14 protein-coding genes are annotated in these 14,389 nt (G+C 64.8%); 2 read left to right on the top strand and 12 right to left on the bottom strand.

The features are described 5' to 3' along the window. Positions 1 to 233: 233 nt before the first annotated feature. The 9 genes from AC5P9F_RS04475 to AC5P9F_RS04435 form a co-directional block, all read right to left on the bottom strand. Positions 234 to 656, bottom strand: coding sequence for a F0F1 ATP synthase subunit epsilon (locus AC5P9F_RS04475; RefSeq protein ID WP_005411127.1), 423 nt, complete (start codon positions 654 to 656; stop codon positions 234 to 236). A gap of 113 nt (positions 657 to 769) precedes the next feature. After that, positions 770 to 2,176: a F0F1 ATP synthase subunit beta gene (gene atpD / locus AC5P9F_RS04470; protein WP_005411128.1), complete on the bottom strand. Its 1,407-nt coding sequence runs from the start codon at positions 2,174 to 2,176 to the stop codon at positions 770 to 772. A gap of 37 nt (positions 2,177 to 2,213) precedes the next feature. Then, positions 2,214 to 3,077, bottom strand: coding sequence for a F0F1 ATP synthase subunit gamma (atpG, locus tag AC5P9F_RS04465; protein WP_005411129.1), 864 nt, complete (start codon positions 3,075 to 3,077; stop codon positions 2,214 to 2,216). 97 nt (positions 3,078 to 3,174) lie between these two features. Beyond that, positions 3,175 to 4,722, bottom strand: coding sequence for a F0F1 ATP synthase subunit alpha (gene atpA, locus AC5P9F_RS04460; RefSeq protein WP_005411130.1), 1,548 nt, complete (start codon positions 4,720 to 4,722; stop codon positions 3,175 to 3,177). A 44-nt stretch (positions 4,723 to 4,766) separates the two neighbouring features. Then, the gene (locus AC5P9F_RS04455; RefSeq protein WP_171968439.1) at positions 4,767 to 5,294 is read right to left on the bottom strand and encodes a F0F1 ATP synthase subunit delta; all 528 of its coding nucleotides are present in this window, start codon (positions 5,292 to 5,294) and stop codon (positions 4,767 to 4,769) included. Positions 5,295 to 5,296: 2 nt separating this feature from the next. Then, positions 5,297 to 5,767, bottom strand: a complete 471-nt coding sequence (locus AC5P9F_RS04450) for a F0F1 ATP synthase subunit B (RefSeq protein WP_005419512.1) — start codon at positions 5,765 to 5,767, stop codon at positions 5,297 to 5,299. A 106-nt stretch (positions 5,768 to 5,873) separates the two neighbouring features. Further along, positions 5,874 to 6,179: a F0F1 ATP synthase subunit C gene (atpE, locus tag AC5P9F_RS04445; RefSeq protein ID WP_005411133.1), complete on the bottom strand. Its 306-nt coding sequence runs from the start codon at positions 6,177 to 6,179 to the stop codon at positions 5,874 to 5,876. Positions 6,180 to 6,252: 73 nt separating this feature from the next. Then, entirely contained in the window at positions 6,253 to 7,053 is an 801-nt protein-coding gene (gene atpB, locus AC5P9F_RS04440) for a F0F1 ATP synthase subunit A (RefSeq protein ID WP_005411134.1), read from the bottom strand. A 31-nt stretch (positions 7,054 to 7,084) separates the two neighbouring features. Then, the gene (locus AC5P9F_RS04435; RefSeq protein ID WP_006394654.1) at positions 7,085 to 7,450 is read right to left on the bottom strand and encodes a hypothetical protein; all 366 of its coding nucleotides are present in this window, start codon (positions 7,448 to 7,450) and stop codon (positions 7,085 to 7,087) included. Between the two features lie 457 nt (positions 7,451 to 7,907). Between AC5P9F_RS04435 and AC5P9F_RS04430 the strand changes: the two genes are divergently transcribed. Then, entirely contained in the window at positions 7,908 to 8,726 is an 819-nt protein-coding gene (locus tag AC5P9F_RS04430; RefSeq protein ID WP_032965966.1) for a hypothetical protein, read from the top strand. 454 nt (positions 8,727 to 9,180) lie between these two features. Here AC5P9F_RS04430 and lpdA read toward each other — a convergent pair whose 3' ends face one another. From lpdA to AC5P9F_RS04415, 3 genes are all read right to left on the bottom strand, one after another. Further along, on the bottom strand, positions 9,181 to 11,001 hold the full coding sequence (gene lpdA / locus AC5P9F_RS04425; RefSeq protein ID WP_171968440.1) for a dihydrolipoyl dehydrogenase: 1,821 nt from the start codon (positions 10,999 to 11,001) through the stop codon (positions 9,181 to 9,183). 108 nt (positions 11,002 to 11,109) lie between these two features. After that, positions 11,110 to 12,834 (bottom strand): dihydrolipoyllysine-residue acetyltransferase, encoded by a 1,725-nt coding sequence (gene aceF / locus AC5P9F_RS04420; RefSeq protein ID WP_171968441.1) that lies wholly within the window; start codon positions 12,832 to 12,834, stop codon positions 11,110 to 11,112. 167 nt (positions 12,835 to 13,001) lie between these two features. After that, positions 13,002 to 13,517, bottom strand: coding sequence for a DNA-deoxyinosine glycosylase (locus tag AC5P9F_RS04415; RefSeq protein WP_005411139.1), 516 nt, complete (start codon positions 13,515 to 13,517; stop codon positions 13,002 to 13,004). Positions 13,518 to 13,703: 186 nt separating this feature from the next. Between AC5P9F_RS04415 and AC5P9F_RS04410 the strand changes: the two genes are divergently transcribed. Further along, positions 13,704 to 14,339 (top strand): OmpW/AlkL family protein, encoded by a 636-nt coding sequence (locus tag AC5P9F_RS04410; protein WP_005411140.1) that lies wholly within the window; start codon positions 13,704 to 13,706, stop codon positions 14,337 to 14,339. The last annotated feature ends 50 nt before the right edge of the window (positions 14,340 to 14,389 follow it).

Genomic DNA, 14,389 nt, shown 5'->3' with positions numbered 1-14,389 from the left:
ATCGGTGATCGGGATCGGGATCGGGACTGGGGACCGGGACTGGTAGAGTCGACTGGTAGTCGACTAACGCGCGCAGCGCGGGATTTTCGCGGCCTGAACGTAGAGCAGTCGACTAACAGTCGACTCTACCCAGTCGACTCTACCCGGTCGAATCCACCCGGTCGACTCTACCCAGCCACCCGAACAAAAACGCCGGCGCAGGGCCGGCGTTTTCGTGGATGCAGCGCGGAACCTCAGTGCTTGAGGGTCTTGCGCAGGCGTTCCAGGGCCTGCAGCTGGACGACGGCTTCGGCCAGCTTCTGCTGGGCTTCGGCCACTTCCATGGCTTCACCGCGGTTGGCCAGGATGCGCTCGGCTTCTTCCTTGGCCTTGCGGACCGAGGCTTCGTCGATGTCCTGCGCGCGGATCGCGGTGTCGGCCAGCACGGTCACCACCTGCGGCTGCACTTCCAGGATGCCGCCGGAAATGGCGAAATCCAGCTGCTCGCCATTCGGCGTGGTCACCACCACCTTGCCCGGCTTCAGGCGGGTGATCAGCGGCGCGTGCTTGGGCGCGATGCCCAGTTCGCCCAGCTCACCGGTGGCCACGACCAGGGTCGCTTCGCCACGGAAGATTTCCTGCTCGGCGCTGACGATGTCGCAACGGATCGTGCTCATGCAAATCTCTTCGCTGTTCGCGGCGGCGCAATGCCACCGTGGGGGTCCACCGGCGCGGGCGGTTGCCCGGCGCCGGCGTCAGGTCGGGCAGGATCGCTCCCGCCCGCCCCGGATCAGGCCTTCTCGGCCATCTTCTTGGCCTTCTCGACCGCTTCTTCGATGCCGCCAACCATGTAGAACGCCTGCTCCGGCAGGTGGTCGTACTCGCCATCGACGATGGCCTTGAAGCCACGGATGGTGTCCTTCAGCGGCACGTACTTGCCCGGCGAACCGGTGAACACTTCGGCCACGTGGAACGGCTGGCTGAAGAAGCGCTCGATCTTACGGGCGCGCGACACGGCCTGCTTGTCCTCTTCGGACAGTTCGTCCATGCCCAGGATCGCGATGATGTCCTTCAGTTCCTTGTACTTCTGCAGGGTCTGCTGGACGCGCTGGGCGGTGTCGTAGTGCTCGTGGCCGATGACCAGCGGGTCCATCTGGCGGCTGGTGGAGTCCAGCGGATCGACGGCCGGGTAGATACCCAGCGAGGCGATCGAACGCGACAGGGTAACGGTCGAGTCCAGGTGGGCGAAGGTGGTTGCCGGCGACGGGTCGGTCAGGTCGTCCGCGGGAACGTAGACGGCCTGGATCGAGGTGATCGAACCGTTCTTGGTCGAGGTGATGCGCTCCTGCAGGACGCCCATTTCCTCGGCCAGGGTCGGCTGGTAACCCACGGCGGACGGCATGCGGCCCAGCAGTGCCGACACTTCGGTACCGGCCAGGGTGTAGCGGTAGATGTTGTCGACGAACAGCAGGACGTCCTTGCCCTTGCCGTTTTCGTCCTTCTCGTCGCGGAAGTACTCGGCCATGGTCAGGCCGGTCAGGGCGACGCGCAGGCGGTTGCCCGGCGGCTCGTTCATCTGGCCGTACACCATCGCCACCTTGTCGAGGACGTTGGAGTCCTTCATTTCGTGGTAGAAGTCGTTGCCCTCACGGGTACGCTCACCCACGCCGGCGAACACGGACAGACCGCTGTGCGCCTTGGCGATGTTGTTGATCAGCTCCATCATGTTGACGGTCTTGCCGACGCCGGCGCCGCCGAACAGGCCGACCTTGCCGCCCTTGGCGAACGGGCACATCAGGTCGATGACCTTGATGCCGGTTTCCAGCAGTTCGGTGGCCGGGGACTGGTCTTCGTACGACGGGGCCGCACGGTGGATTTCCCAGCTGTCGCTGGCGGCCACCGGGCCGGCTTCGTCGATCGGACGGCCGAGCACGTCCATGATGCGGCCCAGGGTGCCGGCGCCGACCGGCACCGAGATGCCACGGCCGGTGTTGACGGCAACCAGGTTGCGCTTCAGGCCGTCGGTGGAACCGAGGGCGATGGTACGCACCACGCCGTCGCCCAGCTGCTGCTGGACTTCGAGGGTGATCTCGGTGTTTTCCACCTTCAGTGCGTCGTACACCTTCGGCACCGATTCACGCGGGAATTCGACGTCGACGACCGCGCCGATGATCTGAACGATCTTGCCCTGACTCATTGCTGCATCCTCTAATGTGTGCTTTGAACGAACGCGGTCAGACTGCTGCCGCGCCGCCGACGATTTCGGAGATTTCCTGGGTGATCGCTGCCTGGCGCGCCTTGTTGTAGACGAGCTGCAGGGTGCCGATCAGCTTGTTGGCGTTGTCGCTCGCCGCCTTCATCGCAACCATGCGTGCCGCATGCTCGGAGGCGACGTTTTCCAGCAGTGCCTGGTACACCAGCGACTCGATGTAACGCGTCATCACGTGCTCGAGCACGGTCGCGGCATCGGGTTCGTACAGGTAGTCCCAGTCGTGGTGAGCGACCTGCTTCTCAGCCGGCGGCAGCGGCAGCAGCTGATCGAAGCTGGCCTTCTGCACCATGGTGTTCACGAAGCGGTTGTAGACCAGGTACACGCGGTCGATCTTGCCTTCGGTGAAGGCGTCGAGCATGACCTTGATCACACCGATCAGCGATTCCAGCTTCGGCACGTCGCCGATGTGGGTCACGCTGCCGACCATGTTGACCTTCACGCGGCGGAAGAAGGTCGAAGCCTTCTGGCCGATGGTCACCAGGTCCACTTCCGCACCCTTGTCCTGCCATGCCTTGGCTTCGCCCAGCATCTTGCGGAACAGGTTGTTGTTCAGGCCGCCGGCCAGGCCGCGATCGGAGGAGATCACGATGAAGCCGACCCGCTTGACCTGCTCGCGCTCGACCAGGAACGGATGCTGGTAGTCGGTGCTGGCCTGGGCCAGGTGACCGATCACCTGCTTCATCGCCTGCGCGTACGGACGCGAGGTCTTCATCCGATCCTGCGCCTTGCGGATCTTGGAGGCCGAGACCATTTCCAGGGCGCGCGTCACCTTGCGGGTGTTCTGCACGCTCTTGATCTTGGTTTTGATTTCGCGTCCGCTTGCCATCTCTTGTTTCCCGTGGCGCGGGGCTGCTGCCCCGCGTTGTTCAACCGTTTGTCATCTGGTCCAGCGGAGCCAGCGGCTCCGCTCTACAGGACCGCGATTACCAGCTGCCGGTGGTCTTGAACTCGGCGATGCCCTTCTTGAAGGCACCTTCGATGTCGTTGTCCCAACCGCCGGTGGCGTTGACCTTGCTGACCAGCTCGCCCTGGGTGTTGGCGAAGTGGGCGTGCAGGCCTTCTTCGAACGCCAGCAGCTTGTTGACCGGCACGTCGTCGAGGTAACCCTCGTTGACGGCGTAGATCGACAGTGCCTGGTTGGCGATCGACATCGGCGCGTACTGCTTCTGCTTCATCAGCTCGGTGACGCGCTGGCCACGCTCCAGCTGCTTGCGGGTCGCTTCGTCCAGGTCCGAGGCGAACTGCGCGAACGCAGCCAGCTCGCGGTACTGGGCCAGCGAGATACGGATGCCGCCGGACAGCTTCTTGATGATCTTGGTCTGGGCCGAGCCACCGACGCGCGACACCGAGATACCGGCGTTCACGGCCGGGCGGATGCCGGCGTTGAACAGATCGGTTTCCAGGAAGATCTGGCCGTCGGTGATCGAGATCACGTTGGTCGGAACGAAGGCGGACACGTCGCCGGCCTGGGTTTCGATGATCGGCAGCGCGGTCAGCGAACCGGTCTTGCCGGTGACCTTGCCTTCGGTGAACTTCTCGACGTATTCCTCGGACACGCGGGCAGCGCGCTCGAGCAGACGGGAGTGCAGGTAGAACACGTCACCCGGGTAGGCTTCACGGCCCGGCGGGCGCTTCAGCAGCAGCGAGATCTGGCGGTAGGCGACAGCCTGCTTGGACAGATCGTCGTACACGATCAGCGCGTCTTCGCCGCGGTCCATGAAGTACTCACCCATGGTGCAGCCCGAGTAGGCGCTGATGTACTGCATGGCAGCCGATTCGGAAGCGGTCGCGGCCACCACGATGGTGTGGGCCAGCGCGCCGTTCTCTTCCAGCTTGCGCACGATGTTGGCGATGGTCGAAGCCTTCTGGCCGATCGCAACGTACACGCACTTGATGCCGGTGCCCTTCTGGTTGATCACGGCATCGATCGCCATCGCGGTCTTGCCGGTCTGGCGGTCACCGATGATCAGCTCACGCTGGCCACGGCCGATCGGGATCATCGAGTCGACCGACTTGTAGCCGGTCTGCACCGGCTGGTCGACCGACTTGCGCCAGATCACGCCCGGCGCAACACGCTCCACCGGAGCGGTCAGGTCGGTGCCCAGCGGGCCCTTGCCGTCGATCGGCTCGCCCAGCGCGTTCACGACGCGGCCCAGCAGTTCCGGACCGACCGGCACTTCCAGGATGCGGCCGGTGGTCTTGGCGACGTCGCCTTCGCGCAGGTGCTCGTAGTCACCCAGCACCACGGCGCCGACCGAGTCGCGCTCCAGGTTCAGGGCCAGGGCGAAGGTGTTGTTCGGCAGTTCGATCATTTCGCCCTGCATCACGTCGGCCAGACCGAAGATGCGCACGATGCCGTCGGACACGCTGGTCACGGTGCCTTCGTTGCGCGATTCCGCGGCCAGCTTGACCTTCTCGATGCGGTTCTTGATCAGTTCGCTGATTTCGGAGGGGTTGAGCGTGGTTGCCATCGTCAAGTCCTAGTGCCGGCAGCGGGGCCGGACGTTAAATGAATTCAGTTAGCGAGCGCGGTCTGCAGACGGGCCAGCTTGCCCTTCAGCGAACCATCGATGACCACGTCGCCGGCGTCGATCACGGCGCCGCCGATCAGCGAGGCATCGACCGCGGTGGTCACGTCGACCTCGCGGTTGAAGCGCTTGCGCAGCGCGACCTTGATCGCGTCCAGCTCACCGGCCGACAGTTCGGCGGCCGAGGTGACGATGGCCTTGACCACGTGCTCGGCTTCGGCGCGCAGGGCGTCGAACATGCCGGAAATCTCCGGCAGCAGCGGCAGACGATGCGATTCGGCCAGGATGGCCAGGAAGCGCGAGTAGGTCTCGCCGTGGGACACCGGCGCCAGCAGGGCGACGGCGTCGTCACGACCCAGCTCCGGGTTGGCGAGCAGGGCCGCCACGCGCGGGTCGGCGGCGACGTGGGCGGAGAACGCCAGGGCGTCCGACCACGGCGCGAACGCGCCTTCGTCGCGCGCGGTCGCGAACGCGGCGCGGGCGTACGGGCGGGCAAGCGTGAGGGCCTGGCTCATCCTTAGATCTCCGAGGCCAGCTCGTCGAGCAGCGCCTTGTGGGCGTTGGCGTCGATTTCGCGCTTGAGCAGCTTTTCGGCACCGGTCACGGCCAGCGCGGACACCTGCTTGCGCAGATCTTCACGGGCACGGTTGGCGGCGGCGTCGATTTCAGCCTGGGCCAGTTCCTTCTGACGGGTGGCTTCGGTGATCGCTTCGTTACGGGCAGCATCAACGATCTGGTTGGCACGCGCGTGGGCCTGATCGATGATCTCGTTGGCCTTGGTGCGTGCTTCCTTCAGCGCTTCGTTGACCTTCTCCTGCGCCTGGGCCAGATCTTTCTGGCTGCGGTCGGCAGCAGCGAGGCCTTCAGCAATCTTCTGCTGGCGCTCTTCGATCGCGTTCATCAGCGGCGGCCAGATCTTGGTCGCGATGATCCAGATCAGACCAGCGAAGGCCAGCGCCTGCGCAAGAAGGGTGAAATTGATATTCATGGTTAGCTCGATCGCTGGTTTCGGGGTGGACGCGCCGCCGTAGCGGCACATCCGGCCTTCATCCGAAACCGGGTGCATCAGCACCCGGTCGTCTCAAACCGCTGTATCAGCCGGCCAGAGCCTTGGTGACGGCGCCAGCGAAGGCAGCCGACAGCGGGTTGGCGAAGGCCAGCAGCAGGCCAACGGCGACCGAGATGATGAACGCGGCGTCGATCAGGCCGGCGGTGATGAACATGCGGACCTGCAGGACCGGGATCAGTTCCGGCTGGCGGGCGGCCGACTCCAGGAACTTACCAGCCATGATGGCCAGACCCAGACCGGCGCCCAGCGCGGCCAGGCCGATCATGATGCCGACGGCAAGGGCGGTGGAGCTCTGAATCTGCGCGAAGTTGGTCAGGACGGCGAAGTACATGGTTATCTCCAGGAACTTAAGTTGCTAAGGGTGATGAAACGGATGAAGGTTGAAACGCGTTGAAGCTTGAAACTCAGTGAGCGTCTTCCGACAGGCTCAGGTACACGATCGACAGCATCATGAAGATGAAGGCCTGCAGCGGGATCACCAGCAGGTGGAACAGCATCCAGCCGAGGCCGAACACACCACCGGCAATGGCACCGAAGAAACCGGCACCACCCAGCACCCAGATCAGCAGGAACACGATTTCGCCGCCGAACATGTTGCCGAACAGTCGCATCGCCAGCGAGATCGGCTTGCTCAGCCACTCGACGATGTTGAGGATCAGGTTGAACGGCATCATCCACTTGCCGAACGGGGCCGTCAGGAATTCCTTGATGAAGCCGCCCAGGCCCTTGGACTTGAGCGCGAAGAACAGCATCAGGAAGAACACGCTGATGGCCATGCCCAGGGTGGCATTGACGTCAGCGGTCGGCACCGGCTTCCAGTAGTGCACGCCCGCCCATTCCAGCGGCTTGGCGATGAAATCGGCCGGGATCATCTTCAGCAGATTCATCAGCAGAATCCAGAAGAAGATGGTGATGGCGATCGGCGTGACCAGCTTGCTCTTGCCGTGGTAGGTGTCCTTGGCCTGGCGGTCGACGAACTCCAGGCAGATTTCAACGAAGGCCTGCCACTTGCCCGGCACGCCGGCGGTGGCCTTGCGTGTGCCCAGCCAGAACGCGACAACGATCACCAGGCCCATCAGGACCGCGGTGAGGAAGGTATCGACGTGGATATGCCAGAACATACCCTCACCCTTGCCGACCGGCGCGGTCAGGTTGTGCAGGTGATGCTGGATGTAGCTGGTAGGGGTTAGAGCCTCGCCCGCCATGTGTCCGGAACCTTCAGTTAATTGAATTCTGTCAACGCCTGGCCATCGCCAGGACCTGGAACATCAAGCCGACGGCGATACCGGCCAACAGCGCCAATGCAGGCAGCTTGAAGACCAGGAACCCCACCAGCAGGACGCCGAAAACCACGACCCACTTGGCCACGATCGCAATGATCAGGCGAGCCATCGCCGATCCTGCGGCCAGTGCCCCACCGCCCAGTGCCATCCGTGCCGCCACCCAGCCACCGGCCGAAATGGCCACACCGGACGCCAGCGCGCCGAGGGCGTATTTCGGACCTACCAGCAGGAAGGCCAGGGCCAGGACAGCCACTGCGGCCAGCGGGTAGACCGCGGCGCGCAGCATCAGTCGCCGACCCGCATCAACGGAGTTCAGCACAGGACGTCCCGCGTGGTTGCAAGTGGAGGGCTGAGGCGGCTACAGCAGGGGGGCCTCATCGAGCCGCCAAATTATAGCAATGGGACAATTTGCGAGACAACCGCTCCCTGTTCATCCCTGGGAGCCGCAAGTTGCGGTAACGGTTACATTTTTGCGTGCCACCAGGGGGACAATGACGTCCGCACCATGTTGCGACGCACTATTGAACTTTGGTCGCAGGCTGCGGAACTTTCGTCAGACATGCCGGTCCGATCATTCGACCTGCCTGCAGCATCCTCGTCGGCTCCGCCCCGCAGGTCCCACGATGGCCCCGAAGCCCGGCTCCGGGGCCATCTTTTTGCATCGTCGCGACAGCACTGAACCGTACACATGCCATGGACCATACGTTCACGCATGGTGGACGGGCCTGTCCGGCACAGTGGCCTTCATTCTGATGAACCACTGCAAGGACTCTTCGATGCGCCCCGTACCCACCCTGTTCGCCCTCTCCCTGCTCGCTGCCGGCGCCTCGTTCGCCAATGCGGCCCACGCCGCCGAAGGCGATGACCGCTTTGCCATCCGTCTGGGTGCGATGAACATCGATTCGGACAACACCCTCCGCGGCAGCACCACCGTGGCCGGCCAGGACATCTCCCTGAACCAGGACTTCAAGCTGGGTGGCAAGGAATGGGAGCCGCGCATCGACGGCATGTTCCGCATCAGCAACCGTCAGCGCCTCCTGTTCAACTACTTCAAGTACGACAAGGACCGCCGCGAGACCCTCGACCAGGGCATTTCCTTCGGCGGTGAGAACGTCCCGGCCGGCAGCTTCGTGAAGGGTGAGCTGAAGTACCAGGTGGCCAGCCTGGTCTATGACTACTCGGTGGTTGATACCGACACCTTCGACCTCGGCCTGCAGATCGGTGGCGAGTACGCCAAGGTCAGCACCAAGGGCTACGCCGACCTGGGCACGGTGTACGAAGGCCAGTTCCTCGACGAGAAGGCCGATGGCGTGGCACCTGTGGTGGGCGCCCGCATGACCTTCACGCCGTCCGAGCGCTGGATGATCACGCTGCAGGGCCAGTACCTCAACACGCGCTGGGGCAGCTTCGATGACTACAAGGGCGACCTGAGCCGCGCCAATGCCATCGTCGATTACCGCTTCACCAAGAACTTCGGCGTGTTCGCCGGCTACGACTGGTTCAAGCTGGACGTGGACAAGAAGGGCAGCGACGGTACTGTCGGCCTGAAGCAGGAATTCAAGGGCCCGGTGGCCGGTATCAGCTTCGTGTTCTGATCCCCCGCCCCTTCCACGGCACTCTCTCTCCTGGCGCGGCCTCCGGAACATCGGGGCCGCGTTTTTTGTGGCATCGTCGAGCAGAGAAGCAGGTTGGTCGAGCGCGGGGGGAGAGGGGCTTGCGTGCGAATGTCCCCCGGCGCCGGCCTACGCCCGACGCCTCCTCCTTTACTTCGCACACAAGCCCCTCTCCCCCCGCGTGTCAGGAATCCGGGCGGCTTTGGCACTGGCTCTGACTATCCGCAAGCCGAGCCACTGCGCGGGTGGCGGGCGTTTCGACAAAGTAAAGGAGGAGGCGACCGCCACAGGCGGGCGACGGGGGACATTTGTCGAAATGCCTGCCACCCGCGCAGTGGCCCGGACCCTCGCGATGACAACAGCCGAAGACATTCCTGCAGCCAACAAAAAACCCCGGTAGAAACCGGGGCTTTTCGTTCGGAACGGCGCGGGCGCCTTACTTCTTCTTCGGCATGTACAGATCGGTGATCGTGCCGTCGTAGATTTCCGACGCCATCGCCACCGACTCGCTCAGCGTCGGGTGGGCATGGATGGTGTGGCCGATGTCTTCCGCCTCCGCACCCATCTCGATCGCCAGGCCGATCTCGGCCAGCAGGTCACCGGCGTGCACGCCGACGATCGCACCGCCGATGATGCGGTGGGTTTCTTCGTCGAAGATCAGCTTGGTGAAGCCCTCGGTGCGGCCGATGCCGATCGCGCGGCCACTGGCGGCCCACGGGAACTTGGCCACGCCGACCTTCAGGCCCTTGGCCTTGGCTTCGGTCTCGGTCACGCCAACCCAGGCGATTTCCGGGTTGGTATAGGCCACCGACGGAATCACGCGGGCCACCCATTCCTTCTTGTGCCCAGCAGCCACTTCGGCGGCCAGCTTGCCCTCATGCGTGGCCTTGTGGGCCAGCATCGGGTTGCCGACGATGTCGCCGATGGCAAAGATGTGCGGCACGTTGGTGCGCATCTGGCGGTCGACCGGGATGAAGCCACGGTCGGTGACCTGCACGCCGGCCTTCTCGGCATCGATCTTCTTGCCGTTCGGCGAACGGCCCACGGCCACCAGCACGCGGTCGAAGGTGCCCTGCGCCAGCGCAGGGGCCTGGCCTTCCTCGGCGGCGTCGAAGGTGACGGTGATGCCCTTGGCATCGGCGGTGACGCCCGAGGCCTTGGTCTTCAGGTGCACTTCGATGCCCTGCTTCTTCAGGCGGTCGGCCAGCGGCTTGACCAGGTCCTTGTCGGCGCCCGGCATCAGCTGGTCCATGAACTCGACCACGGTGACCTTGCTGCCCAGCGCGCTGTACACGGTGGCCATTTCCAGGCCGATGATGCCGCCGCCGACGACCAGCAGCGAGCCCGGCACTTCGGCCAGCTCCAGCGCGTCGGTGGAATCCATCACGCGCTTGTCGTCCCACGGGAAGTTCGGAAGCTTCACCGCCTGCGAACCGGCGGCGATGATGCACTTCTGGAAGCGCAGCAGCTGGGTGCTGCCGTCAGCAGCGGTGATTTCCAGCTCGTTGGCCGAGATGAACTTGCCGACGCCCTGCACGTTGCGGACCTTGCGCTGCTTGGCCATGCCAGCCAGGCCCTTGGTCAGCTGGTTGACGACCTTTTCCTTGTACTGGCGCAGCTTGTCCAGGGTGATGGTCGGCTTGCCGAACTCGACGCCGAAATCACCGGCATGGGCCACTTCGTCGATGACCGCTGCGGCGTGCAGCAGCGCCTTGGACGGAATGCAACCCACGTTGAGGCAGACGCCGCCGAGGCTGGCGTAGCGTTCGACCAGCACCGTATCCAGTCCGACGTCGGCAGCGCGGAAGGCGGCGGTGTAGCCGCCCGGGCCCGAGCCCAGCACGACCATCTCGCATTCGATGTCGGCCGGCTTGCCGCTGGACAGCGCCGGCTTCGGCGCAGCCGGTTCGGCCGGGGCGCGGTGCGACGGGGTCACCGGCGGCTTGCTGGCCGGAGCGGCTGCGGCTGCAGCCGGAGCCGGAGCCGGCGCAGCGGCCTTGGCCGGGGCTTCGGCGGCGCCTTCAGCGTCCAGCACCACGACCACGGCGCCTTCGGACAGGGTGTCGCCCAGCTTGACCTTGATTTCCTTGACCACGCCGGCAGCCGAGGACGGCACTTCCAGGGTGGCCTTGTCCGATTCCAGGGTCACCAGACCCTGGTCCTTCTTCACCGTGTCGCCGACGGCGACCAACACTTCGATCACCGGCACATCGCTGTAATCGCCGATGTCGGGAACCTTGACTTCAATCGTGGCCATGGTGGGTTTTCCTCATGCCCGCCCGGCATGGCCGGTGGGCTGTCACTGCATCTGTTCACGCGGCCGCGCCAGGGGCTGCGGCCGCACGGTGGGGGCGAAGCGGGTGCCTTACAGCAGCACGCGGCGCATGTCGGCCAGTACCTGGGACAGGTACGTGGTGAAGCGTGCGGCCAGGGCGCCGTCGATGACGCGGTGGTCGTAGCTCAGCGACAGCGGCAGCATCAGCTTCGGTGCGAATTCCTTGCCGTTCCAGACCGGCTGGATGGACGACTTGGAGACACCGAGGATGGCCACTTCCGGTGCATTGACGATCGGGGTGAACGCGGTGCCACCGATGCCGCCCAGCGAGCTGATCGAGAAGCAGCCGCCGCTCATGTCGGCCGGGCCGAGCTTGCCGTCGCGCGCCTTCTTGGCCAGTTCGCCGGTTTCCTGCGCGATCTGCACCACGCCCTTCTTGTCCACGTCGCGGATCACCGGCACGACCAGGCCGTTCGGCGTGTCGGCGGCGAAGCCGATGTGGAAGTACTTCTTCAGGGTCAGGTTTTCGCCGCTGGCATCGAGCGAGGCGTTGAATTCCGGGAACTTCTTCAGCGCTGCGGCGCTGGCCTTGATCAGGAAGGCGAGCATGGTCAGCTTGATGCCGGCCTTCTCGTTCTCCTTGTTCAGCGCCACGCGCAGGCCTTCCAGGTCGGTGATGTCGGCCTGCTCGAACTGGGTGACGTGCGGGATCATCGCCCAGTTGCGGGCCAGGTTTGCGCCCGAGATCTTCTTGATGCGCGACAGCGGCTGGACTTCGGTCTCGCCGAACTTGCTGAAGTCGACCTTCGGCCACGGCAGCAGGTTCAGGCCACCACCGGCAGCGACAGCAGCACCGCCGGCAGCCGGCACGCCACCACTGAGCGCGGCCTTGACGAACTTCTGCACGTCACCCTTGGTGATGCGGCCACCCTTCTCGGTGCCGTTGATCTGCAGCAGGTCCACGCCCAGTTCGCGGGCGAACACACGCACCGCCGGGGTGGCATACGGCACCTTGGCGGGCAGCACGCCATCGGCGTTGAACTGTACCGGCGGGCTGGACGGGGTACCGGCCGAGGCGATCTCGCGGGCCGCCAGCTTGTCCGGCTGCACCGGCACAGCGACCGGCTCGACCTTGGTGGCGGTCTCGGCGGCAGCCGGAGCGGCCGCAGCGGCCGCCTTGGTCGGCGCCGGCGCGGCAGCGCCCTCGGCCTCGATGATGGCGACCACATTGCCCTGCGACAGAGTGTCGCCGACCTTGACCTTGATCTCCTTGACCACGCCGGCCACCGACGACGGCACTTCCATGGTGGCCTTGTCGCTTTCCAGCGTGACCAGGCCCTGGTCCTTCTTGACCGTGTCGCCGACGGCGACCAGCACTTCGATGACCGGAATGCCGGCGTAGTCGCCGATATCCGGCACCAGCGCTTCAACCGCACCACCGCTGGCAGCCGGGGCGGCCGGCGCAGCTGCGGCCGGGGCCGGTGCGCTCTGGGTGGCGGCAGCCGGGGCAGCGGCCTTGGCCGGTGCCGGCGCGGCAGCCGCCGGCTTGGCGGCTTCGGCTTCGGCTTCGCCTGCGGCCACTTCGATCAGGGCCACGACCTTGCCTTCGGACAGGCTGTCGCCGACCTTGACCTTCAGTTCCTTGACCACGCCAGCCACCGAGGACGGCACTTCCATGGTCGCCTTGTCGCTTTCCAGCGTCACCAGGCCCTGGTCCTTCTTGACCGTGTCGCCGACGGCGACAAGCACCTCGATTACCGGGATATCGCTGTAGTCACCGATATCGGGGACAAGTGCTTCCTTGATTTCGGCCATGGGGATAACTCCGGCAATCTGGTGTAGGGAAACGTCTATTGTGCGGCCAGCGGGGGCCAGCGCCAACCGTTACAGGTGTTTTCAGTACGCACGCAGCCGGGACAGGCTGTTGCCCATGGGTCGCGGCCGCGACCAGTCGGTAGCGTATTGTCCGGACGATGTCCGCTTCATGTCGCCCGCGCGTCGGCCACCGGCTGCCAGGCCTGCCGCAGGCGCGGCAACGACCACGCCGCATTGGCAGGGCTGGTCGACGGCAATGCGACCAGCTTCGGCGGGGTTTCCAGCCGTGGCAGCACCCAGCGCTGGAATGCCTGCAGCGAGGCACCACCATTGCAGCCGATCAGCTTCAGCTCAGGCAGCGTGGCGATCAGTTCCGGCAGCGCATTGGCCACTTCCGTGCCACGCACGATGTCGGCATCCAGGCTGCCGCGCCGCTCGCAGCGGCCGATCACATCCCACAGGCCGATGCCCGCGGCGTTCAACGCCTGCAGCCGTTGCACATAGGGCAGAGCCGCGTCGAAACCGCAGATATCGGCCATCAGCGGCCAGAAGCGGTTGCGCGGATGCGCGTAGTAACGCTGCTCCTGGAGGGATGCCACGCCTGGCATCGAACCCAGCAGCAGCACCCTGCAATCCACGTTCACCTGCGCTTGCAGGCCGACGCACAGCGTTGCCGCGCTCACATCTTCTCCAACTGAATGAATGCAACTGACGACCAGAAACCCCATGGATACAGGCTTTTCGCGCTGATCGCTGAACAAGGAAAACTATTTTTTAACGCGCGTCGGATTCGATTCATGTTGAGGCGACTACGGTGTGCTCGCCCCGCAACCGGGGGCCCAAAACAAGAAACATTAGGAGATACCCCCATGCGCTCCATCCGTATCCTGAGTCTCGCCCTGCTGACCTCCGCCGCCTTCGCGCCGGCTGCTTTCGCCCAGGACAGCAGCTCCACCGATACCGCTTCGGGCAAGCATTTTGCCGTGGTTGGCGGCGTCGCGCTGCTGCAGCCGAAGAATGATCCGATCGACGGCATCAAGAAGGTCGATGGTGGCCCGGCGCCGACCGTCAGCTTCAGCTACTACATCAACGACAACTGGGCCGTTGAACTGTGGGGCGCCGCCGACAAGTTCGACCACAAGGTGAAGGGCCCGAACAATGCCCGCCTGGGCAACGTCGAGCAGCAGCCGGTCGCGCTGAGCGGCCAGTACCACTTCGGCCAGGCTGACAACGTGTTCCGTCCGTTCGTGGGCGTGGGCTACTACCAGTCCAGCTTCAGCAATGAAACGCTGGCCGACGGCAGCAGCTCCGACATCCGCCTCAAGGACGCCAAGGGCGTGATCGGCACCGTCGGCGTGGACATGAACATCAACTCCACCTGGTTCGCCCGTGCCGATGCCCGCTACATGCGTTCGCGTCCGGACGTGAAGGTCGGCGGCGAGAAGATCGGCGAAGCCAAGATGGATCCGTGGACCGTCGGCTTCGGCATCGGTGCCCGCTTCTGATCCAGGCAGCACCGGCTTCACCGATGTAACGCGACGGGCCCTGCGGGGCC

This window comes from Stenotrophomonas sp. YJH_SMC_4, assembly GCF_059371575.1.
Note: the sequence above shows the minus strand (reverse complement) of the source record. Positions and strands in the feature narration are given on the sequence as shown.